This is a genomic window from Bacteroides sp. AM41-16 (assembly GCF_003603495.1).
Classification (GTDB): domain Bacteria; phylum Bacteroidota; class Bacteroidia; order Bacteroidales; family Bacteroidaceae; genus Bacteroides; species Bacteroides uniformis.
The window spans coordinates 1-20678 of record NZ_QTNE01000015.1 but is presented as its reverse complement, the minus strand read 5'-3'; the positions used below and the strand labels follow the sequence as shown (position 1 = coordinate 20678).

At 48.8% G+C, this 20678-nt stretch carries 14 protein-coding genes; 5 read left to right on the top strand and 9 right to left on the bottom strand.

Features of this window, described 5'->3' with window-relative positions; all coding sequences use genetic code 11:
* Positions 1–6 precede the first annotated feature (6 nt).
* Both DW896_RS13460 and DW896_RS13455 read left to right on the top strand, forming a co-directional pair.
* On the top strand, positions 7–1464 hold the full coding sequence (locus DW896_RS13460; protein WP_005827081.1) for an rRNA cytosine-C5-methyltransferase: 1458 nt from the start codon (positions 7–9) through the stop codon (positions 1462–1464).
* A gap of 277 nt (positions 1465–1741) precedes the next feature.
* A complete protein-coding gene (locus DW896_RS13455) occupies positions 1742–2974 on the top strand; it encodes a serpin family protein (protein WP_005827075.1) in 1233 nt (410 codons plus the stop codon).
* A gap of 56 nt (positions 2975–3030) precedes the next feature.
* On the opposite strand, the gene DW896_RS13450 is transcribed toward DW896_RS13455, so the two are convergent.
* The 6 genes from DW896_RS13450 to DW896_RS13425 form a co-directional block, all read right to left on the bottom strand.
* A complete protein-coding gene (locus tag DW896_RS13450) occupies positions 3031–4257 on the bottom strand; it encodes a TolC family protein (RefSeq protein WP_005827073.1) in 1227 nt (408 codons plus the stop codon).
* A complete protein-coding gene (locus DW896_RS13445; RefSeq protein ID WP_057097545.1) occupies positions 4250–7372 on the bottom strand; it encodes an efflux RND transporter permease subunit in 3123 nt (1040 codons plus the stop codon). The genes DW896_RS13450 and DW896_RS13445 overlap by 8 nt, the downstream gene beginning before the upstream one ends.
* Before the next feature lie 168 nt (positions 7373–7540).
* Complete coding sequence (locus tag DW896_RS13440) at positions 7541–8761, bottom strand: efflux RND transporter periplasmic adaptor subunit (RefSeq protein WP_005833077.1); 1221 nt, start codon at positions 8759–8761, stop codon at positions 7541–7543.
* Between the two features lie 119 nt (positions 8762–8880).
* On the bottom strand, positions 8881–9291 hold the full coding sequence (locus tag DW896_RS13435; protein ID WP_005827068.1) for a DUF6769 family protein: 411 nt from the start codon (positions 9289–9291) through the stop codon (positions 8881–8883).
* A gap of 62 nt (positions 9292–9353) precedes the next feature.
* Positions 9354–10730, bottom strand: coding sequence for an FAD-dependent oxidoreductase (locus DW896_RS13430; protein ID WP_005833075.1), 1377 nt, complete (start codon positions 10728–10730; stop codon positions 9354–9356).
* Positions 10731–10813: 83 nt separating this feature from the next.
* Positions 10814–12448: an ABC-F family ATP-binding cassette domain-containing protein gene (locus DW896_RS13425; RefSeq protein ID WP_005827062.1), complete on the bottom strand. Its 1635-nt coding sequence runs from the start codon at positions 12446–12448 to the stop codon at positions 10814–10816.
* Positions 12449–12534: 86 nt separating this feature from the next.
* On the opposite strand from DW896_RS13425, the gene DW896_RS13420 reads away from it, so the two are divergent.
* Positions 12535–12936 (top strand): response regulator, encoded by a 402-nt coding sequence (locus DW896_RS13420; protein ID WP_005827060.1) that lies wholly within the window; start codon positions 12535–12537, stop codon positions 12934–12936.
* Between the two features lie 68 nt (positions 12937–13004).
* Here DW896_RS13420 and DW896_RS13415 read toward each other — a convergent pair whose 3' ends face one another.
* Positions 13005–13835, bottom strand: a complete 831-nt coding sequence (locus DW896_RS13415) for a hypothetical protein (protein WP_005827058.1) — start codon at positions 13833–13835, stop codon at positions 13005–13007.
* Positions 13836–13964: 129 nt separating this feature from the next.
* Here DW896_RS13415 and DW896_RS13410 point away from each other — a divergent pair, with 129 nt between their 5' ends.
* Positions 13965–15395 (top strand): CCA tRNA nucleotidyltransferase, encoded by a 1431-nt coding sequence (locus DW896_RS13410; protein ID WP_008664002.1) that lies wholly within the window; start codon positions 13965–13967, stop codon positions 15393–15395.
* Between the two features lie 43 nt (positions 15396–15438).
* Here DW896_RS13410 and DW896_RS13405 read toward each other — a convergent pair whose 3' ends face one another.
* Together DW896_RS13405 and DW896_RS13400 are read right to left on the bottom strand one after the other, a co-directional pair.
* Positions 15439–17691: an inorganic phosphate transporter gene (locus DW896_RS13405; RefSeq protein WP_008664001.1), complete on the bottom strand. Its 2253-nt coding sequence runs from the start codon at positions 17689–17691 to the stop codon at positions 15439–15441.
* 121 nt (positions 17692–17812) lie between these two features.
* Positions 17813–19879, bottom strand: coding sequence for an RNA degradosome polyphosphate kinase (locus DW896_RS13400; protein ID WP_005833067.1), 2067 nt, complete (start codon positions 19877–19879; stop codon positions 17813–17815).
* 91 nt (positions 19880–19970) lie between these two features.
* Between DW896_RS13400 and DW896_RS13395 the strand changes: the two genes are divergently transcribed.
* Positions 19971–20465 (top strand): metallophosphoesterase, encoded by a 495-nt coding sequence (locus DW896_RS13395; protein WP_005827049.1) that lies wholly within the window; start codon positions 19971–19973, stop codon positions 20463–20465.
* Positions 20466–20678 lie beyond the last annotated feature (213 nt).

Below are 20678 nucleotides of genomic sequence, written 5' to 3'. Positions count from 1 at the left end.
CAAAGCATGAAGCTACCCTCATCTTTCACCGATTATACACGCGCCCTCTTGGGTGTGGAAGAATATGAAAAGCTGGCTGCCGCCCTGGAAGGGGAGCAGCCGGTCAGTATCCGACTGAATGAAGATAAATTACCGGAATCTTCATTCAGTCTTTTTCGTTCCTCTTTTAGGCATGTCCCTTGGTCTACTGCCGGATACTATCTGGACAAGCGGCTGACATTCACTTTTGACCCGCTGTTTCATGCAGGCTGCTACTATGTGCAGGAGGCTTCGTCTATGTTTGTGGAGCAGGCTTTGAGGCGGTATGTGGGCGAAGGACCGGTGGTGATGCTTGACCTCTGTGCGGCTCCCGGCGGGAAATCCACGCATGCCCGTAGCGTGTTGCCCGCAGGCAGTCTGCTGGTGGCCAATGAGGTAATCCGCAACCGCTCGCAGGTATTGGCGGAGAATCTTACGAAGTGGGGGCATTCCGGTGTGGTGGTCACTAATAATGACCCGGCAGATTTTTCTTCCTTGACGGACTTCTTCGACGTCATATTGACGGATGTCCCCTGCTCTGGCGAGGGGATGTTCCGTAAAGACCCCGTTGCGGTAAGTGAGTGGAGTGGGGAGAATGTGGAAATCTGCTGGCAGCGCCAGCGTCGCATCGTTACGGATATCTGGCCTTGCTTGAAGTCCGGAGGCATTCTCATCTACAGTACTTGTACCTATAATACAAAGGAAAACGAAGAGAACATCCGTTGGATACGGGATGAATTCGGGGCGGAGGTATTGCCGTTGGAAATTTCTACTGACTGGAATATTACGGGTAATCTATTGTCGGGAGAGGACTTTCCCGCCTATCGTTTCCTGCCCCATCGGACGAAGGGGGAAGGATTCTTTTTGGCAGTTCTCCGCAAACCGGGCGTGAGCGATGGGAATACCTGGGCCGGGCAGGTGAAATCCTGGGAAAAAGGAAGAAAACCTCAAGGAAAAGGAGCGAAAACTCCGGGTGTTTCCAAAGAACAGCTTTCGGCACTGCATGAGTGGTTTGCGGTTCCGGATAATTACGAATTTATCGTCAATGGCAACAACGTCAGCGCTTTCCCTAAAGCGTATCTCTCCGAACTGTCGGCTTTGCGTTCGTCACTCCGTATCGTGCAGGCTGGGGTAGATGTTGCCGAGTTGAAAGGAAAAGACTGGATGCCTGCTCATGGGCTCGCCATGAGTATAGCACTGAATCCGGATGCCTTTGCCCATGAAGAGATAGGCCGCGAGCAGGCCATCAGCTATCTGCGCAAGGAGGCTGTTGTCCTTTCGGAGACTGCTCCGCGCGGCATTGTCTTGCTCACCTACAAACAGATACCTCTAGGATTTGTCAAGAATATAGGTAACCGTGCCAATAATCTTTATCCCCAGGAATGGCGCATACGCAGCGGATATTTGCCGGAAGGGGTGCTGGAATTGGCAACAATAACCGGGTGAAATCAATCACGTTACTGCAAAGCTGCTGTATATATTTTGCAGTAGCACTGCAGAGCTGTTGCAGTGACACTGCAAATATATATGCAGCGCGACTGCAACACATATGCAGTGGTGCTGCAACACATATGCAGTGCGACTGCAAAAAATATGCAGAACTTTGCAGTATGATAATAGAGTAGGAATGTACTATTTTTTATTGTTTCTTCAATGCAGTATTTTGTTTGTTCAAGCATTTTCTATATATAGATAACTGTTTTAAAACTAATACTATTTGCTTATGCTTAAAAAAACGATTACTGCCTTAAGCCTACTTTGTATCCTTGCAGCCTGCCAGAGTGACGACAACTCTTCACCACAACCCAAGCCTCGCAAAGACATTGCCTTGACCCGTGCCGAGCAGGAGATGATGGATTTAGGAACGGATTTCGCTTTCCGTTTCTTTAATCAGGTTTGTAAAACTGAGGTGGAAAAGCCCAATCTGTTCATCTCTCCTTTGAGCGCTTCGCTCTGTCTGTCTATGATTGCCAATGGAGCGTTGGGAAACACACTATCTGAGATGACAGATGTCCTGGGCTTTTCGGGCTATTCGTTGGAAGAAATGAACAACTATAATAAGAAGCTGGTGGAGGCGTTGCTCGATTTGGACAATACCACACAGTTGGGAATTGCCAATTCCATCTGGATAAAGAAAGGGTTCGGTGTTCATGACGACTTTGTAAGCGTAAACAAAAAGATGTATGACGCGCAAGTGCAGGAGCTGGATTTTGCCTCTCCCAAGGCTCCGGACATTATAAACGGCTGGTGTGCCGGGAAAACGAATAATTGCATCCCCAAAGTCTTGAATGAGATTCCGGAGACGGCGCGTCTTTATCTGTTGAATGCGCTTTATTTCAAGGGGATTTGGAAGAATCAATTCAAAAAATCGGATACGGCAGAAGAGGCTTTTACGAATGCTGACGGAAGCAAATCGACTGTACACATGATGAATCTTCGTGACGAGAGATTCAACTATGCCGAGAATGAGTATTTCTCAATGGCAGAGTTGCCTTACGGCAATGAGGCTTTCAGTATGGTGGTGCTCTTGCCGGCAGAGGGAAAATCGTTGGATGAGTGCCTGCCGCAGCTGAATGACGAGCGCTGGGGGGAATGGAACAGTAGTTTATCAAGCTCTGCCTTGAACCTTAAGTTACCCCGGTTTGAAATGGAATATGATAAAGAACTCATTGACGATATGATGGCAATGGGAATGCAGGAGGCTTTTACTCCATCGGCCGATTTTTCCGGAATGGCGGATGAGGATTTGTTTATCAGTTTGCTGCAACAGTTCACTTATGTGAAAGTGAATGAAGAGGGGACGGAAGCTGCGGCTGTAACTGTCGGAGGAATGGACGTGGCCGCTCCCGGACCAAGTACGGTAATTCCGTTCTATGTGGACCGTCCTTTCATCTTTCTGATAAAGGAGAAGAGTACGGGAGTTATTCTGTTTATGGGTAAAGTCACAAAACTATAACTACAATATATTGAAATAGAAAGAGCTGTCTGTCAACCGCAGACAGCTCTTTCTATTTATAACCGGCTCTTGTATATCTGTGCCATTGCCTTCTGATACTGGTTTTCCAGTTGCAGGAGGTTTGTCTTGCTTTGATAGACAACCGATATTTCAACGAAGTATTCAATCATACTGATTTGTCCTCCCATAAGTGCTTGTTTCAGTAAAGAAAGGTCTTGCTGTTGATGGAAGGTGCGCTCGTATTCCTCCATGGAAGCGTGCAGGTTCTTGGCCTCTTCATAGAGTTGCCACAAGGCAGAGCTGGCTTGCAGTGCGGCGTTCTCCTTTTGGTAGTCAATGTTGAGCGCTTGTGTCTTGGCTATCTTGACCTTATTGCGGTTTTCGAAAAGCGGGAAAGAGAAGCCTACTACTACACCGTTTAGCGGATGCCCCGATTCGGTATTTCTACGGTAACCCAGTTCCAGTTTGGGCAGCCAGCCTTGCTTGCTTGCCGAAATCTGTTTCCGGGCGGCAGAACTTTCACCCTGCAAGGATTGCAGGGTGGGGTCTGAAGCCAGCAGTTCGTCGGCCAGCGGGTGGAAGTCGGCCGGCAACGGCACTGCCGGGTATTCTGTCAATCCGAGTGTTTGGGCGTCGGGTGTGGTATCGGGTCTGGGACGTCCCGGTGTGAGCGGCTGGTTTCCGTTGAGGACAAGCAGCTCTTTCAGTTTATTGTTAAGTGCCGTCTGGTTCATGCGGGCTTCCGTGCGTACATTCAGCAACTCCAGATTAATCTTGTTGGTTTCCAGTGCATTGGCATCTCCCGTTTCCAAACGCCGGGTGTACATGGCCGACAGTTCCTCCGCATTCTTCAACCGTTCGTCGAGCAGGGCTTGCTGGCGTTGCAACATGATGATGTCCAAGCATACTTCCTTCGCTTGCAACAATATCTGCTGGCGGAAGGCGGTGGCTTGTGCATCCAGTGCATTTGTCTTGAGTCGGTTCATCTTCCCTCGGGTGGCGTAAAGCGTGGGGAAGTCGAAGCTTTGCGAGATGACCATTTCGCCGACTGTCTCGTCACTGTTCTTGGAGTCCCAAAGGTGGGCGTATGACAGTGTAGGGTCGGGGAGGTTGTTGTTTGTCTTGTTCTCCAGTTTTTGTGAGGAAATGAGGTGGGAGTTAGCCTGCAATTCCTTGTTGTTGGCCTCTATCTGCTGGAGCACGGCATCAATGCCGGACGTTTGTGCGCTCATCCCCGCAAAAGCGAGGATGGCGGCGCTGAATATGAAAAATCTTTTATTCATTGTCTGACGTTTTAGGTTGTTGGTTATGGTGCATCATCAGGTAAACAATCGGAATGATGAAACCGTTCAGGAACGTGGATGTTAAAAGGCCGCCCAAGATAACCTTTGCCATCGGGCTTTGTATCTCGTTGCCCGGCAGGTCGCCACTGAGAGCCAGCGGGATAAGTGCCAGTGCACTGGATAGGGCGGTCATCAGGATTGGATTCAGACGGTCGAGCGAACCGCGGATAACGCTGTCGTAGACGCCATAGCCTTCTTCCTGCTGCAAGTGGTTGTAATGGCTGATGAGCAGCATTCCGTTTCGGGTGGCGATACCGAACAGTGAGATGAAACCGATGATGGCGGGGATACTCACTTCTCCCGTTGTGATGAGCAGGGCGAATACACCGCCTATCAATGCCAGCGGCAGATTGATAAGGATGATGGCACTCTCCTTCACACTGCGGAATTCATGGTAGAGGAGCAGGAATATCACCACGATGGACATGAACGAAGTAAGTGCCAGCGTGCGGCTTGCTGCCTGCTCGCTTTCGAATTGTCCGCCGTATTCGATGTGGTATCCTTCCGGCAGTTTGATTTGTGCGTCTACCTGGGCTTGTATATCATTGACTACACTTCGCAGGTCGCGGTCGGCCACGTTGGCGGAGATGACGATTTTACGCTTTACATTCTCGCGGCTGATGGTGTTCGGACCCATGGCCGAGCGGATTTCCGCTACATAGTTCAGTGGAATTTTCTGTCCGTCGCCCGTATCAATCATCAAGTTGCGTATTTTTTCCATTTCGTCGCGTAGGTTGTCTTTCACGCGTACGGTCAGGTCGAAGCTCTTTCCCTTTTCGTAAACTTGGGAAACGGCTTCACCGGCCAGGCAGACATTGACAAACTCCGAAAATTCGGGCAGTGAAATGCCGTATTTGGCAAGCATTTCCCGTTTGGGTGAAATGACAAGTTGCGGACGCTCAATCTGCTGTTCCACGTTCAGGTCGGCAATACCGGGAATCCCCTGGATGGCACTCTTGATTTCATTGCCCAGAGTGAACATGCGGTTCAGGTCGTCGCCGAACAGTTTGATGGCGATGTTCGCCTTTGTACCGGATAGCATGGCGTCTATACGGTGGCTGATAGGCTGGCCTATTTCCACGTTTGCCCCTACAATGGTACCCAGTTTTTCGCGGACTTCTGCCACGAGCTCGCTGCGCGAGCGGTCTTTCAACTCAAACGGTGCCTCGATCTCAGAGACGTTTACTCCCAGAGCGTGTTCGTCCAGCTCTGCACGTCCCGTTTTACGGGCCACGGTCTGTATTTCGGGGATGGAAAGCAGCAGCTCCTCGGCACGGTGCCCCATCTTGTCGCTTTCTTCCAGGGAAATGCCTGGAAGCGAGGAGATATTGATGGTGAACGAACCTTCATTGAAAGGCGGCAGGAACGAGCGGCCCAGGGTGAAGAAACAGCCGAGCGCTACTACAAATAGTCCGATAGTACCTCCCAGTACCCCTTTCTTATGCCCCAATACGAAAGTCAGTGCAGAACCATACCATTGCTTCATCTTGCGTGCTACGGCAGAATCGCTGTTTTCGTTGTTTTGTTTTTTCGTTTTCTCTTTTCCCAATAGATAGGAGCAAAGTACCGGCGTTACGGTCAGTGCCACAACAGTTGAAGCCGCCAATGCCACAATGAACGCAATACCCAGTGGTACCAACATCCTACCTTCCATACCACTAAGGAAGAACAGTGGTACGAAGCTGACAATGATAATCAGCGTTGAATTGAGGATAGGCATACGCACTTCTTTCGAAGCATTGAACACCACTTCCAGAATAGGAAGTTGCTCGCCGGCAGGTTTCAGTCGGTTTTCGTGCAAACGCTTGTAGACATTCTCCACGTCCACGATGGCATCATCCACCAGCGAACCGATGGCGATAGCCATACCTCCCAGGCTCATGGTATTTATCGTAAAGCCCATATAGTGCAGGGCAAGGATGGAGGCAATCAGTGACAACGGCAGTGTCACCAGCGAGATGACTGTGGTACGTATGTTGGCAAGGAACAGGAAAAGCACGATGACAACGAAAATACCTCCCTCCAACAACGACTTCTGAACGTTTCCGATGGAACTTTCGATGAAACGGCTTTGACGGAAGATGTCTGTGGAAACCTTTACGTCCGCCGGTAGATTCTTCTGCAGGTCTTGCAGGGAAGCTTCCAGTTTGTCTGTAAGCTCCAGCGTGCTTGTGGCGGGTTGCTTGGTGACTGTCAGCAGTACGGCATGCTTACCGCGTTCCGAGGCGGTACCCAGTTTAGGAAGTTTGGCTCCGACTTGAACGTCGGCAATATCTTCCAGCAGGATAGGGGCGCCGGAGACTCCGTTGCTCCGCACCACGGCCTTGGCTATCTGGTCTACCTTGTCGGTAGAAAGTACGCCGCGTACGATATATTCATTGCCATATTCATAGAGCACTCCACCATTGGCATTCAGGTTCATTTCGCGGGTGATGTTCATCACTTCGCTCAATGTTACGCCGTAATGGCGCATCCGTTCCGGGTCCAGCTGCACTTGATATTCCTTGATGTCGCCACCCAGTACGGCAACTTGTGCCACACCGCCCGTAGAGAGCAGGCGGGGACGTATGGTCCAGTCGGCAATGGTACGCAAATCCAGCATAGAGGTCGAATCTGCTGTCAGACCTACAATCAACATCTCGCCCAAAATGGACGATTGTGGGCCTAGTGTCGGCTTGCCTACGTTGGCCGGTAAGGATTCGCTGACGACTGCCAGCTTCTCACTGACAATCTGCCGGGCAAGATAGATATCTGTATCCCAGTCGAATTCTACCCAGACTACAGAAAAACCGTTCGTTGAGGAAGAGCGTACACGGCGCACACCCGTTGCACCGTTTACAGCCGTTTCTACGGGAAAAGTGACCAGCTGTTCCACTTCCTCTGCTGCCATACCATTTGCTTCGGTCATGATGACCACGGTCGGCGCATTGAGGTCAGGGAACACATCCACTTCCGTATGCATGGCGGTATAAGTACCGCCAATCAGCAACAGCACCGATGCTACCAGCACCAGGATGCGGTTCTGAAGAGAAAAACCAATTATTTTGTTTAACATCTTTTTATTTACTATTTACAATGTACAATTGGGCTGCGCAATGTCAGCCGCACTTGCTGTTTTATCTAATATTTCTTGTTTATCTGACTTTACACTCCCCATTCGTCACGTAACCCTTATACTGCATAGCGAAATGGTACTTTGTAAATTGTCAAATTGTACATGAGATTAGTGTTCATGGCTATGTGCCGGAATAGCATTCGTTGCCGATGCCAGCTTCACTTGATAGGCTCCTTGGGTTACGACGCGATCGCCTGCTTTTATGCCGGAAAGGATTTGTACACTTTCGCCATTGTCGGCACCCAGGGTGACAAGCTGTTTTTTGTAGCCCTCTTCATCCAGTTGCAGGTAGACAAAGAAGCTGCCTTGTTCCTCGGTCAGCGCACTGTGAGGAAGAGACAACACGTTCTCCATTGGTGAGGATAATAGGAATACTTCTACAAACGAGCCGGGAATAACGTCTCCCTTATTGTCGAATTCAAAAGTTACGGGTACATAATATCCGTTCTCACCCGAAGCCTTTCCATAAGAAAGCATGCGCCCGCCCAGTTCTTTCAATGTATATACCTTATTATTATAAGGAGTACAGAAGTTGGCAGAACCGATGCTGTTTAGGTAAGGATAGTACTTTTCGGATACATCCGCACGCAGGAAAAGCTTGCGGTTCTGGGTGACGCTTACCAACGGCTGGCCGACGCTGACGTAGTCCCCTTCTTTCACCAACAGATTCTTCACATAACCGCTGATGGGAGAAACAACAGCCTGGCCGCTTGCCGAATGGTTCTTTGCGACTGCCTCGTAACTGATACGGGCATTTTCGTAAATCTGTTCGGCTTGCGCGAATTCCTTTTCAGATACGATTTTGTTGCCTACAAGCGCTTTCATACGCTCGTATTCTTTTTTGGAAACCTCGTAGGCTATCCGGGCTTTCTGCACCGGGTCTCCGTCGGCCATGTTTTTGGATGACAATACCACCAAAGGAGTACCTTTGCTGACACTCATTCCTTCGATAACTTTTCCCTTGAAGGAAACCACGCCTGCTACTGTAGCTACGGCTACGCTCTCGTCTCCCTGGGCTGCCATCACCTGGCCGCTGGTCTTGATGACTTGATGGAAACTACCCGGTTCAACAGTGCTGACTGCTACGCCGGCAGCTTGCGCCTTTGCTGGTGGCAGGATGATTTCATCGCTTCCTCCGGCATGGTTTTCCTGCTCTTCGTGCTCATGGTTGTGTCCCTCATGTTCGTGGTCATGTCCCTCGTGGTCATGTCCGTCATGATTGTGCTCTTCTGTTTCGTGATTATGTCCTTCGTGGCTGTCTCCGGACTTACTGTTACAGGAGCCTAAAAGGAATAATCCCAAGACTCCCATGAAAATAACTTTTTTCATGATGATATTTGTTCTTACTTTTTGATTTTGAATACAAAGTTAGGGCATAGGGCGTGCAACCAAATTGCATTGTTCCTTATGCCGGATAGAAATCTGTCCCGGTGATGTTCCGGTAACAGTTAAGCAAGAAGAGACGGAGGGGCACGAAGTCCCGTAGCACATATGATAAATGTGCTATGAAGAGATTCCAGATAGATACACTCCTGCCTGCTTATGTCAAACTCGGGTAGGATGAGTAACTTGGAAAAAGGTTCAATGAGTAGGGTAACTGCCCACAAGGCATCCGGATGTGAACACACATCATTGGAAGAGCTGGGCGTCTGTTGTACAAAGTGGGTTGTCATGCATCCCGTGTCGCAACAGCAGTGCTCGTTGCCCGGGCTATGACGGTGTCCGCAGCAATCGGCGGTGATATCATTCTTCATGCATATCATTCCGTCGGCATGATGATGGTGGGGAATGACGGGTATCACCAGCATTATCAAGCTGATGAAAAAAAGAATATAGGTTATGTACTGTTTCTTTTTCATTCCTCTATCTTTGGACGGATGCAAAGATAGAGGTTAAGGACTTAATTACCAAATAGAAAATGCTAAAAAGGTTTGAATAACATATTCAATCCCTCATTCATGCTGGGGTGGGTGAAAATGAAGTCCCGCAGGAAATGGTAACGCTGTCCCGTTTTCATGATTGATGCTACGGTATTGATTACTTCTGGTGCATCGGCACAAAGTAGGGTACAACCCAGAATCCGTCCGGTATGGATGTCTACAATAGCTTTGAGCATACCGTCTATGCTGTGTAGCGTACGGGCACGTGGAATCATGGCAGCAGGGATACGTGCCACATGTATGGAATAACCGTTCTTCATCGCTTCCTCTTCCGTCAGTCCTATATGTGCCAGCGGTGGGTCGGTGAAAATGGCAAAGGGGATTGGATACCGGTCTTTTGTACTCCTTTTTTTGTTTTCAAAGAGTTGATTACGGATGATACGGAAATCATCGATGGACAAGTAGTCGAACTGTTCGTCTCCTTTTACGTCCCCCAGGGCCCATACGTGTGGGGCTGTAGTCCGTAATTGGTTGTCGACAACGATGGCTCCCCGCTTGTCTGTTTGTATACCCGCTTTTTCCAGATTCAGCTCTGCAGTCATAGGCTTGCGACCGATGGCTACCAGCAAGGCATCTCCTTTCAGGTAGTAGGGAGTGCCGTTTGCACTGTCCGTATAGGTCAGAGTTATTCCTTCGGCTGTGTCGTACACGGATTGGACACGGGCGTTCAACCGGACATTGATACGTTTTCGGTTCAATGCTTCCAGCATGGAGGCGGCAATGTCGCGGTCCACTTTAGGCAGAAAGCGGTTTCCCGCTTCCAGCAGTGTGACATGGCTTCCAAAGCCTGCATACATAGTGGCAAACTCCAATCCGACAGCACCGCCGCCGATGACGAGCAGGTGTGCGGGCAGTTTGTTCGATTGCAGCAAGGTCTCACTGGTATATACGTACTTGCTCTCCTTGAGTCCGTCGATGGCAGGCAGGATAGGGGTGGACCCGGTGTTGATGAATATCTCTTTTCCCTCAAGAATCGTTTCGTCCTTGCCGGAGACTATACGGATTGTATTTTCGGACAAGAAAGAAGCAGTTCCGTCATAGAGGGTTATATTAGGCTTGTTTTTTACATTTTCATAATTTTTCTCACGCAGGAAGGATACAAGCTTGTCTTTCCGCGCCACGGCAAGTGCATACAGTTTGGACTGGTTCTTATAATCGTCATAGTATCTTTTTTCCGCATATTCCGATTCGTGAATCAGAGCTTTGGTAGGGATACATCCTACGTTTACACATGTTCCTCCGTACATCTGAGGGGAACGTTCCACGATGGCTACTTTCCAATTCCGTTCGGCCAGTTCGGCGGCCAATAACTTGCCGCCCTTGCCGAATCCTATTATGATGGCATCATATTGTTTCATTTTAATATCTCTTAGTTAAGTGTTTAGTAAAATGAAAACAATATGTATCGGCCATTTGTTCGGACGCCGGGTTTAGCAGATGCTTATCGTTCCAGTTCGCGGAGGGAGTCCATTTTCTTCTTTTCAAGGAATTCGTAGATGCCGCTCAAGTGCTCTTTCACTTGTTTGTTGCCGAATTCATATACCTTGCTTACCAGTCCGTCCAGGAAGTCACGGTCGTGGCTGACGAGGATAAGGGTACCGTCAAAATCCAGTAACGCTTGCTTCAGGATATCTTTGGTTTTCATGTCCAGATGGTTGGTCGGTTCGTCCAGTATCAGCAGATTCACCGGTTCGAGCAAAAGCTTTATCATGGCGAGGCGTGTGCGCTCTCCACCGGAAAGCACCTTGACCTTCTTCATGGACTCTTCGGGGCCACCGAACATGAAGGCACCCAGCAGGTCGCGTATCTTGTTGCGGATTTCCCCTTTTGCCACATCGTCGATGGTCTGGAATACGGTCAGGTTCTCATCCAACAATGAGGCCTGGTTTTGTGCGAAATATCCAATCTGCACGTTGTGTCCTATCGTGAGGGTGCCTTCATGTTCTATTTCCTTCATGATGCACTTCACTAACGTTGACTTTCCTTCCCCGTTCTTACCAACGAAAGCAACCTTGTCTCCCCGTTCTATGGTGAGGTTGGCATTCTTGAAGACCACATGGTCACCGTAACTTTTCCCTACTCCCTCCATGATGACGGGATAATTGCCTGAGCGGGGAGAAGGAGGGAATTTGAGGCGTAACGCTGAAGTGTCTTCTTCATCCACTTCCAGCAGTTCCAGCTTCTCCAGCATTTTTACGCGGCTTTGCACTTGCAGGGTTTTGGAGTAGGTGCCTTTGAACCGTTCGATGAATTCCTTGGTTTCGGCAATGAACTTCTGCTGGTCGTCGTAGGCTTTCTGTTGCTGTTCGCGGCGTTCCTTGCGGAGTTCCAGGTATTTGGAGTAGTTTACTTTGTAATCGTATATCCGTCCCATGGTCACTTCAATGGTACGGGTGGTGATGTTGTCTACGAATTTACGGTCGTGGCTGATGACGATGACAGCCTTTCCATTGCTGATAAGGAAATCTTCCAGCCATTGTATGGATTCTATGTCCAGATGGTTGGTAGGCTCGTCTAGCAACAGCACGTCAGGCTTTTGCAGCAACAGCTTGGCAAGCTCGATGCGCATGCGCCATCCACCGCTGAAGTCACTGGTCTGGCGGTTGAAGTCTTCGCGTACAAAGCCCAGCCCGAGCAGTGCTTTTTCTACATCCTCCTCGTAATTGGTGGAGTCGATGGCATAGAACTTTTCGCTTAAGGCGGAGACATTCTCGATAAGTTCCATGTAGCTGTCGCTTTCGTAGTCGGTACGCGTTTCCAGTTCCTTGTTGAGGCGCTCTATTTCAGCTTCCATTTCATGCAGGTGGGCAAAGGCTTGCGCCGCTTCCTGGAATACGGTACGTCCGTCTTCCGTCATAAGGTGCTGTGGAAGGTAAGCTATGACACTGTCTTTGGGGGCTGAGATTTTTCCACGGGTAGGTTGTCTTACACCTGCCAGGATTTTCAACAATGTACTTTTCCCCGCTCCATTTTTACCCATCAGGGCGATACGGTCTTTTTCGTTGATAACGAAAGATATGTCACTGAATAAAGTAGTTCCGCCGAATTCTACGGCCAGTCCGTCTATAGAAATCATTATATATTTTTTTAATGAGCTGCAAAGATAGTGCAAATCTATTATTTTTTATATCTTTGCCCCTATATAAACAAAACGCATAGGTCATGGAAATAGAAAAAGTGTCAGGAGATTACCGTCCGCTTATTCTGGTTGCGGAAGATGATGATAGTAACTTTAAACTGATAAAGGCTATTATCGGCAAGAAATGCGAGATACTATGGGCAAAGAATGGTGAGGATATTGTAAATTTGTTCGAAGAGAATCGCGACAAGGCGGAAGCTATTCTGATGGATATAAAAATGCCTATTATGAACGGGCTGGATGCTACGGTGATTATTCGCAAGAAGGATAAGGAACTTCCCATCATCATGCAGACCGCTTACGCCTTTACTGCCGACCGCGAAAAAGCCTTGGAGTGCGGAGCCTCGGAAGTGTTGGTAAAACCCATCACTCTGTCTGCTTTGCGTACATGTCTGAGCCGTTATTTACCCAAATTGGTTTGGTAAGGCTTTACTGATAATAAAAAGGGAACCGGATGACTAAGTAATGAATATATCATCCGGTTTCCTTCTTTTTATTCTTGTGCATTGTCTTTTCTCTCTTCCATCTTCTTTTTTACAAATTCGATTTTGAGATTGGCTTCTTCCATATTCTTCTTTATTTCCGTCATGGATGACAGCAGTTGTGCCAGTTCGTAGACGCTGGCAAGGGCCTGGCGGTCGGCGGCAGTCATGGTGATGGAATAGGGACGTTCCCCTTGATAGTTGACTTTGATATTCTTGTCCTTGTTCAGATAAAGGAACCCCATGACGTTTCCGTCTTCTCCCAGTTTGAAGTCTGCCTTTTCAATCTTTTCACCGAGGTCAGTGGTTTCGTAGCTGTCTTTGGCGGCGGGTGTTTCGGCAAAGCTACCATCGGGAGCAGTGACTTTGACGGCCACATGGTGGATATTATGGGCTCCGCAATAAATGGAAGTCATGCTCATGACTCCGTTTTCGTCTACCTGGAAGCGAAGGAAAGAGCGATGCAGATTTTTTTCTATCACTTGGGAAGGATGAAGGTAATTGCCGATATTCTGGTATTCGGCATCTTTTTCAAAGGTGTATTTCCCTTTGATTGCATCGAAATCCTTTTGCTTGGCTTGAAGCATACTGTCCAGATAGACCAGGCTCTTTTCCTGCTCTTTCAGTTCCACTTCCTGCATCAGGCCGATGCCTGCACGGCGAGTTTCAAACGCTTTGGGATAGAGCATCTTGATGCTGTCAATCAGAATCTTCGCTTCATTGTAGTTGCCGAGTTCAAACGCTTCGCGGGCAGCTTGTAGTTTTTCACCGGCCTTCTTCTCCACATCTTCGCAAGAGAAGAGTGTACAGCATAGGCATGCAAGGAGTATTACTTTTTTCATATTTGTTGTTCTTGGAGTTAGAGTCCACAAAAATAGAAATAATATCTTTATCTTTGCAGCATTTTAATGTGCAAATGTGCTAATAGACCATTAACACATTTGCGTATTCATTACATTAGCGCATTATTTATGATAGATTTGACGGCAGAAGAACTGAAGCAATATTTTAGTGATGATATATTCAAGCGGATATCCGAAACGGCTGATGAATTGGGATTGGAATGTTACGTAGTCGGTGGATATGTACGTGATATTTTCCTGCAACGTCCTTCCAAGGATATTGATGTGGTGGTGGTAGGCAGTGGCATTGCCATGGCCGAGGCGCTGGGTAAGCGTCTGGGGCGTGGGGCGCATGTTTCCGTCTTCAAGAATTTCGGTACGGCACAATTGAAGTACTATGGTACGGAAGTTGAGTTTGTGGGTGCAAGAAAAGAATCGTATACACACGATTCCCGCAAGCCTATTGTAGAGGACGGTACATTGGAGGATGACCAGAACCGCCGTGATTTTACCATCAATGCACTGGCTGTTTGCCTGAACCGGGTGCGTTATGGCGAGTTGGTCGACCCCTTTGGCGGTATTGGAGACTTGAAGGAAAAGACCATCCGGACTCCCCTCGACCCTGATATAACTTTCAGTGATGACCCTTTGCGCATGATGCGCTGTGTCCGTTTTGCCACCCAGCTGGGATTCTATATTGACGATGAGACATTCGATTCTCTGGAGCGTAATCGCGAACGCATCTCCATCATCTCCAAAGAACGCATTGCAGACGAACTGAACAAAATCATCTTGTCACCTATTCCGTCTAAGGGATTCATTGAGCTGGACCGCTGTGGTCTGCTGGAACTGATATTCCCGGAACTTGTTAGGCTGCAAGGCGTGGAGACGCGCAATGGACGCGCCCATAAGGACAATTTCTACCATACGCTCGAAGTACTCGACAACATCAGCAAGAAGACCGACAACCTTTGGCTACGCTGGGCAGCTCTTCTGCATGATATAGCCAAGCCTGCCACCAAGCGTTGGGAACCCCGTGCGGGCTGGACGTTCCATAACCATAATTTCATTGGCGAGAAGATGATACCCGATATTTTCCGCAAGATGAAGCTCCCTATGAATGAGAAGATGAAATATGTGCAGAAAATGGTGAGCCTGCACATGCGTCCCATTGTGATAGCGGATGATGTAGTGACCGACTCGGCAGTGCGTCGTCTCTTGTTTGAGGCAGGTGATGATATAGACGACCTGATGACACTGTGCGAAGCCGACATTACTTCCAAGAATATGGAGCGTAAGAAACGCTTCCTTAATAATTTTCAGTTGGTACGCCAGAAGCTGAAGGATTTGGAGGAACGCGACCGTATCCGTAATTTCCAGCCTCCGGTCAGTGGTGAAGAAATCATGAAGACTTTCGGCCTTTCTCCTTGCCAGCAGGTAGGTGCCTTGAAGAGTGCCATTAAGGATGCCATTTTGGACGGCATCATTCCCAATGAATACGAAGCCGCCCGTGCATTTATGTTGCAACGGGCGGAGAAGATGGGGCTTAAGGAGTTGTGAGTTATAAGTTGCATGTTATGTACCATGCGTTATAACTCATAACTTATAACTCTTCTTTTTCTACTTGGAACTTGCGGCTTACTTTCATCAGGTTGATGGTGTAGGTCACTACGTTCTGGGCTTCTTGTATCATAGTCAGGTATACCATGCTGACTTTGATGCTGCCGCTCTGGCTTTGGATGCGTTGCAGCTCTTCGCGTTTCAGGTGAGACAACTGTCCGTTGAGGTCGTTGGCTTTGCGAATCTCTGTTTCCAGTTCATCATAATTGTTCGTTTCCAGCTTGTGGCGGCATACTTGTAACAGATAGCAGATGTCTTCGGCTACGTCTGTAAATTCTCCTTTCTGAATGGCATCCAGCGGATTGAAGTTATTGTCTATGTGCTCTAAGCAAGGTTCGCAAAGACGGCCTACGCTGTACACCAGTTCGCTGGCAAAGTCGTTGCCTTGATAGTAATAGAGTCCTTTTTCCAGTACGGTATTGTTGTCGAGACGGCACATGGCAAGTGTTCCGGTACGCTTCATCTGCTTGATGAGTTGTTTTTCGAATTTTACTGAGCCCATGGCACGACGCAGTCCGCGTAGATTCTCGTGTAGGAAGGAAGTGACGGTACGTTCAAAATTCTCTTCTGTGAATTCTATAATCTTCACCAGTTCTTCACGGGTATGCTTGCGGAGCAATTCGATGACTTCATTGTTGTCCGTACTCTTCATCAACTGTTTCAGGGTCTCGTTGCCTTTTTCTTTCTCCTTGCGCTTTTTGTACATCACTTGGCTACGAATCAGCATGAAGACTGCCAGACCAATCAGTGCCAGGATGGCAACCGTACCGCCGAAATGGATAATCAGTGCTACGAAGAAACAGATGGTGAACGCTGCTCCGGCAGTGATGAACCAACCGCCGATAACGCTGAGTACACCCGTAATGCGGAATACCGCCGAATCACGTCCCCAGGCACGGTCGGCAAGCGATGTACCCATGGCTACCATAAAGGTGACGTAAGTGGTGGAAAGGGGAAGTTTCAAGGAAGTTCCCAAGGCGATGAGCAGACCAGCCAATACGAGATTGACGGAGGCGCGAACCAAGTCAAAAGCGGCGCCGTCGGCTATGATGGCTTCATCCTTCTGGAAGCGTGTGTTCATCCACCGCTTGCTGCTTTCAGGCATCGTTTTGGATATTCCGTTAGCCAGAGTCATGCTGAAGCGTACCAGCGTACGGGCTATCGGGGTACTTCCGAAGTTCTCTTCACCGTCATCCTGGCGGGCAAGGTCCACGGAAGTCTTGATAACGTTGTGGGCTTTCTTGGATGTGCAGAGTGCATAAACCATAATGGCGCCTGCACCGATAAGGAAATACCACGGGGTTTTGGCTGCACCGAGGAGTGAGGACATCAGGAATCCGTCGGGGCCGGCGGCCGTACCATTGGCTGTATAGTCAATAAATGAGGAATATCCTGCGAGGGGGACACCGATAAAGTTCACCAAGTCATTGCCGGCAAAGGCAAGAGCGAGGGCGAAAGTACCCATCAGAACCACTACTTTGAAGACATTTATCTTGCACCAATGCAGTATCTGCATCAGTATGGTGAAGAATACAAAGAAACCGGTTATCAGCAATGCGGTATTGTCGTGTATCCATTGCTTGTTTTCAGGGGTCATGAATGAGCTGTCTTTCAGCCCCTTTATCAGCATGAAGTAGATGATGCTGGTGGCAGCTATACCACCGAACAGCGCGATGCTGTATTTCATGTTCTTCTTGTAGTTGAAGGTGAACACGATACGTGCCAGCCACTGTACCAGCATACCGAAGAAGAAGGCAATGGCTACGGATACAAAAATGGCCATGATGACAGACAGCGCCTTGTCTGTATTGATGAGGTCGCCCAGTCCCAATGTATCGCTGTTATAGACCTTGATGAGCGCCAGTGCGAACGTACCTCCCAACAGTTCGAACACCATGGATACAGTGGTGGAGGTAGGCATTCCCATAGTGTTGAAGACATCTAATAGCACGACGTCCGTCAACATGACGGCAAGCAGAATGCACATGATTTCGGCAAAGTAGAAGTGCTCCGGTTGATAGATGCCGTGTCGTGCAATGTCCATCATGCCATTGCTGAGTGCCGCACCGATGAAGACGCCAATGCCTGCAATGAACAGTATGGTTTTGAAAGATGCTGCCTTTGCTCCGACAGCCGACTGAAGAAAATTGACCGCATCATTACTGACACCTACCACGAGGTCGAAAATCGCGAGTACGAACAGAAAGATGACGATACCCAGATAAATTGTTTCCATAGACATGTATTTTATTTCCGGCTGCAAAGGAAAGAGTTTGGTGTTGCAGGGAAATGTCATACATGTTACAGAAATGTTACAAAGCGATTGACGATTGATAATTGACGATTGATAATTATCGTTAATCCTTAATCCCTTGTTTCAAGTATTCGTAAAAGCTATATTGCGACCGTACCTTCTCCTTTTGCGGTCGCGACGACTTCCAGCGGTTTCGCAACCGGTCGTCCACAAAGCAGGCTTTCCGTTTGTCCGACAGTTGTATGGATAGCATATCGATGAGCTCTTGCTTCAAGTCCGGGTCCAGAATGGGGGTGACGGCTTCGATACGGCGGTACAAGTTACGCCGCATCCAGTCCGGCGAGCCGAGGAAGAGCTTGGGTGCGCCGCCGTTGCCGAAGTACCACACACGGGCATGTTCCAGAAAGGTATCCACGATGCGTGTCACGCGGATGTTGTGGCTGTACTCCTGCCCGGGGATGAGGCAGCAGATGCCGCGGACAATGAGGTCTATCTCTACACCGGCTTGCGAGGCTTCGTAGAGGCGGTCTATCATGGCGGGGTCTTGCAGGGCATTCATTTTTAGGATAATCCGTCCTTGCTTGCCTTGCCGGGTCAGTTCTATTTCGTGATTGATGAGGCGGTTCAGTTCAGGAATCAGGTTGAAGCGGGCCACAAGCAGGCGGTGGAACACTGGATTTTCCTTTCCCTGCAGAGTACGGAACAAGTTGTGCAGGTCGTTTACAATCACTGGGTTGCAGGTGAATAGTCCGCTGTCCGCATAGAGGGTGGCGGTCTTTTCGTTGAAGTTGCCGGTGCTGATGTAGGCGTAGCTTGTCAGTTTGCGCCCTTCCTTATCGCGGCGTAGCACGAGGGCTACTTTGGCATGTACCTTTAGTCCTGGTATGCTGAAAATGATGTTGATGCCGGCAGCTTTCATCATCTCGGCGGTGGCGAGGTTGTTTTCTTCGTCGAAGCGGGCTTTCAGTTCCACAAAGACGGTGACTTTCTTTCCGTTCTGTGCGGCGGCTATCAGGGTGTTGATGACGGTGGAGTTCTCTGCCACGCGATACTGGGTCACCATGATTTCACGCACGGTGGGTTCGTGGACGGCTTCATATAGAAAATGGATGAAGTGGTCGAAGGAGTGGTAGGGATAATGCAGCAGCAGGTCCTTCTTCTCCACATAGCGGAAGATGGATTCGCGTTCGTCCAGGCAGGTCAGCTTCATGGGCTGGGGTTTCTTGATGGGACGTACGCTTTGGTTGGGATTGGGCAGATGCCGCAAATCCTCCATGTTGAGGTGCTTGTCTCCCGGCACCAGCTCCCGGCGGTCTATGCGGTAGGCATCTACCAGAAAGTCGAGGAAGTCCTGGGGCATGGCGCGGTCGTATACAAAACGGCACACGGCGCCTATCTTGCGTTTCTTTACCTTCTTCTTCACCTGCTCGATGATTTCGGAGGTATTGGCGGCATCGTCTATCAGAATATCCGCATCGCGTGAAATCTTGATGCAATAACTGCTGTCCACTTCATAACCGGGGAAGATGGTATCCAGATTGGCCTTGATGATGTCTTCAATGAACATCAGATAATAGTCTTTCCCCACCTTGGGCAGCTGGATGAAGCGCGGCACTTTGCTGTACGGCAGTTTCATCACGAAATACTGGATACGGTTTGGAGAACTGGCGGGAGCTCCTTTCAGATGAAGCCGTACGGCCAGATAGAGACGGTTGTCGCGCAGGAATGAAATCACCTTGTCCTTGCTTACGGGCACCGGGGCCAGATAAGGGAATATCTCTTCGCGGAAGAAGCTGCGCACAAAGTCGCGGTGAAACGGTTCTACGTTGCGGCTTTGATAAAATATGATGTGATGTTTCCGCAGGGCGGGCAGTATCTTCTGTTCGTAGATGCGGATACGTTCCTCCAGTTGGCGATTGACTTCTTGGTTGATTTCATCTACCAGTTCGGCGGCAGACTGCATAGTCTCTTCATCGCTTTGCGAGGCTCCGGTGGCTATGGCCTTATGGTCGGCTACGCGTATCTTGTAGAATTCTTCCAGATTGGAAGAGTATATAGAAATAAAGTTGATGCGTTCGTATAGCGGCAATGTCTCGTCTTCCGCTTCCAGCAGTACGCGGTAGTTGAAGGAAAGCCAGCTGATGTCACGTTTGAAATATCTGTTGTCCATGGTGTTAAGGTGTTAATGTGGCATATTAGCACATTACCACATTGTATTCTTCCCAAATATAATTACCTTTGTCTTAATAAACAAAGGAAAGATGACAAAAGTTGGTTTATTATCGGATACGCATGGCTACTGGGATGAAAAGTACCTGCAATATTTTGAGGGCTGTGACGAAATATGGCATGCCGGTGACATCGGTTCGCTGGAAGTGGCACAGAAGCTGGCGGCTTTCCGTCCCTTCCGTGCCGTGTATGGCAATATTGACGGGCAGGAGATACGGCAGCTCTATCCGCAGATTCTCCGTTTCACGGTGGATGGGGCGGAGGTGCTGATGAAGCATATCGGCGGTTATCCCGGCAACTACGACCCTTCCATCAAGGGCAGCATTCTGGTGCGTCCCCCAAAGCTGTTCATCAGCGGGCACTCGCATATACTGAAGGTGAAGTATGACAAGACGTTGGATGTACTCCACATCAATCCGGGCGCTGCGGGCATTCAAGGTTTCCATAAGGTGCGTACGATGGTACGCTTTGCGGTTGATGGGGGAACGTTTAAAGATTTGGAGGTGATAGAACTTGCTGACCGATGATGTAGTTTGTTTATTTTCAATGGATTGTATTTACCGATTGCTTGCGCTATAGTGTAAAAGCCGTTACATGCTAATGTAAAGGTCGTTACGCTATTGGGTAAAGGCCGTTACACTATTTGGTAAAGGTCGTTACACGCTGAGGTAAAGACCGTTTCATCAAGGGGTGATGTCTTTTCCTGATTTAGCTAGACGCTTTTTCTTTTTATAACCGAT

Bases quoted from the DNA above. Each gene is read 5' to 3' on its own strand.
- DW896_RS13460 (WP_005827081.1), top strand. From the start codon at position 7: ATGAAGCTACCCTCATCTTTCACCGATTATACACGCGCCCTCTTGGGT.
- DW896_RS13455 (WP_005827075.1), top strand. From the start codon at position 1,742: ATGCTTAAAAAAACGATTACTGCCTTAAGCCTACTTTGTATCCTTGCA.
- DW896_RS13450 (WP_005827073.1), bottom strand. From the start codon at position 4,257: ATGAATAAAAGATTTTTCATATTCAGCGCCGCCATCCTCGCTTTTGCG.
- DW896_RS13445 (WP_057097545.1), bottom strand. From the start codon at position 7,372: ATGTTAAACAAAATAATTGGTTTTTCTCTTCAGAACCGCATCCTGGTG.
- DW896_RS13440 (WP_005833077.1), bottom strand. From the start codon at position 8,761: ATGAAAAAAGTTATTTTCATGGGAGTCTTGGGATTATTCCTTTTAGGC.
- DW896_RS13435 (WP_005827068.1), bottom strand. From the start codon at position 9,291: ATGAAAAAGAAACAGTACATAACCTATATTCTTTTTTTCATCAGCTTG.
- DW896_RS13430 (WP_005833075.1), bottom strand. From the start codon at position 10,730: ATGAAACAATATGATGCCATCATAATAGGATTCGGCAAGGGCGGCAAG.
- DW896_RS13425 (WP_005827062.1), bottom strand. From the start codon at position 12,448: ATGATTTCTATAGACGGACTGGCCGTAGAATTCGGCGGAACTACTTTA.
- DW896_RS13420 (WP_005827060.1), top strand. From the start codon at position 12,535: ATGGAAATAGAAAAAGTGTCAGGAGATTACCGTCCGCTTATTCTGGTT.
- DW896_RS13415 (WP_005827058.1), bottom strand. From the start codon at position 13,835: ATGAAAAAAGTAATACTCCTTGCATGCCTATGCTGTACACTCTTCTCT.
- DW896_RS13410 (WP_008664002.1), top strand. From the start codon at position 13,965: ATGATAGATTTGACGGCAGAAGAACTGAAGCAATATTTTAGTGATGAT.
- DW896_RS13405 (WP_008664001.1), bottom strand. From the start codon at position 17,691: ATGGAAACAATTTATCTGGGTATCGTCATCTTTCTGTTCGTACTCGCG.
- DW896_RS13400 (WP_005833067.1), bottom strand. From the start codon at position 19,879: ATGGACAACAGATATTTCAAACGTGACATCAGCTGGCTTTCCTTCAAC.
- DW896_RS13395 (WP_005827049.1), top strand. From the start codon at position 19,971: ATGACAAAAGTTGGTTTATTATCGGATACGCATGGCTACTGGGATGAA.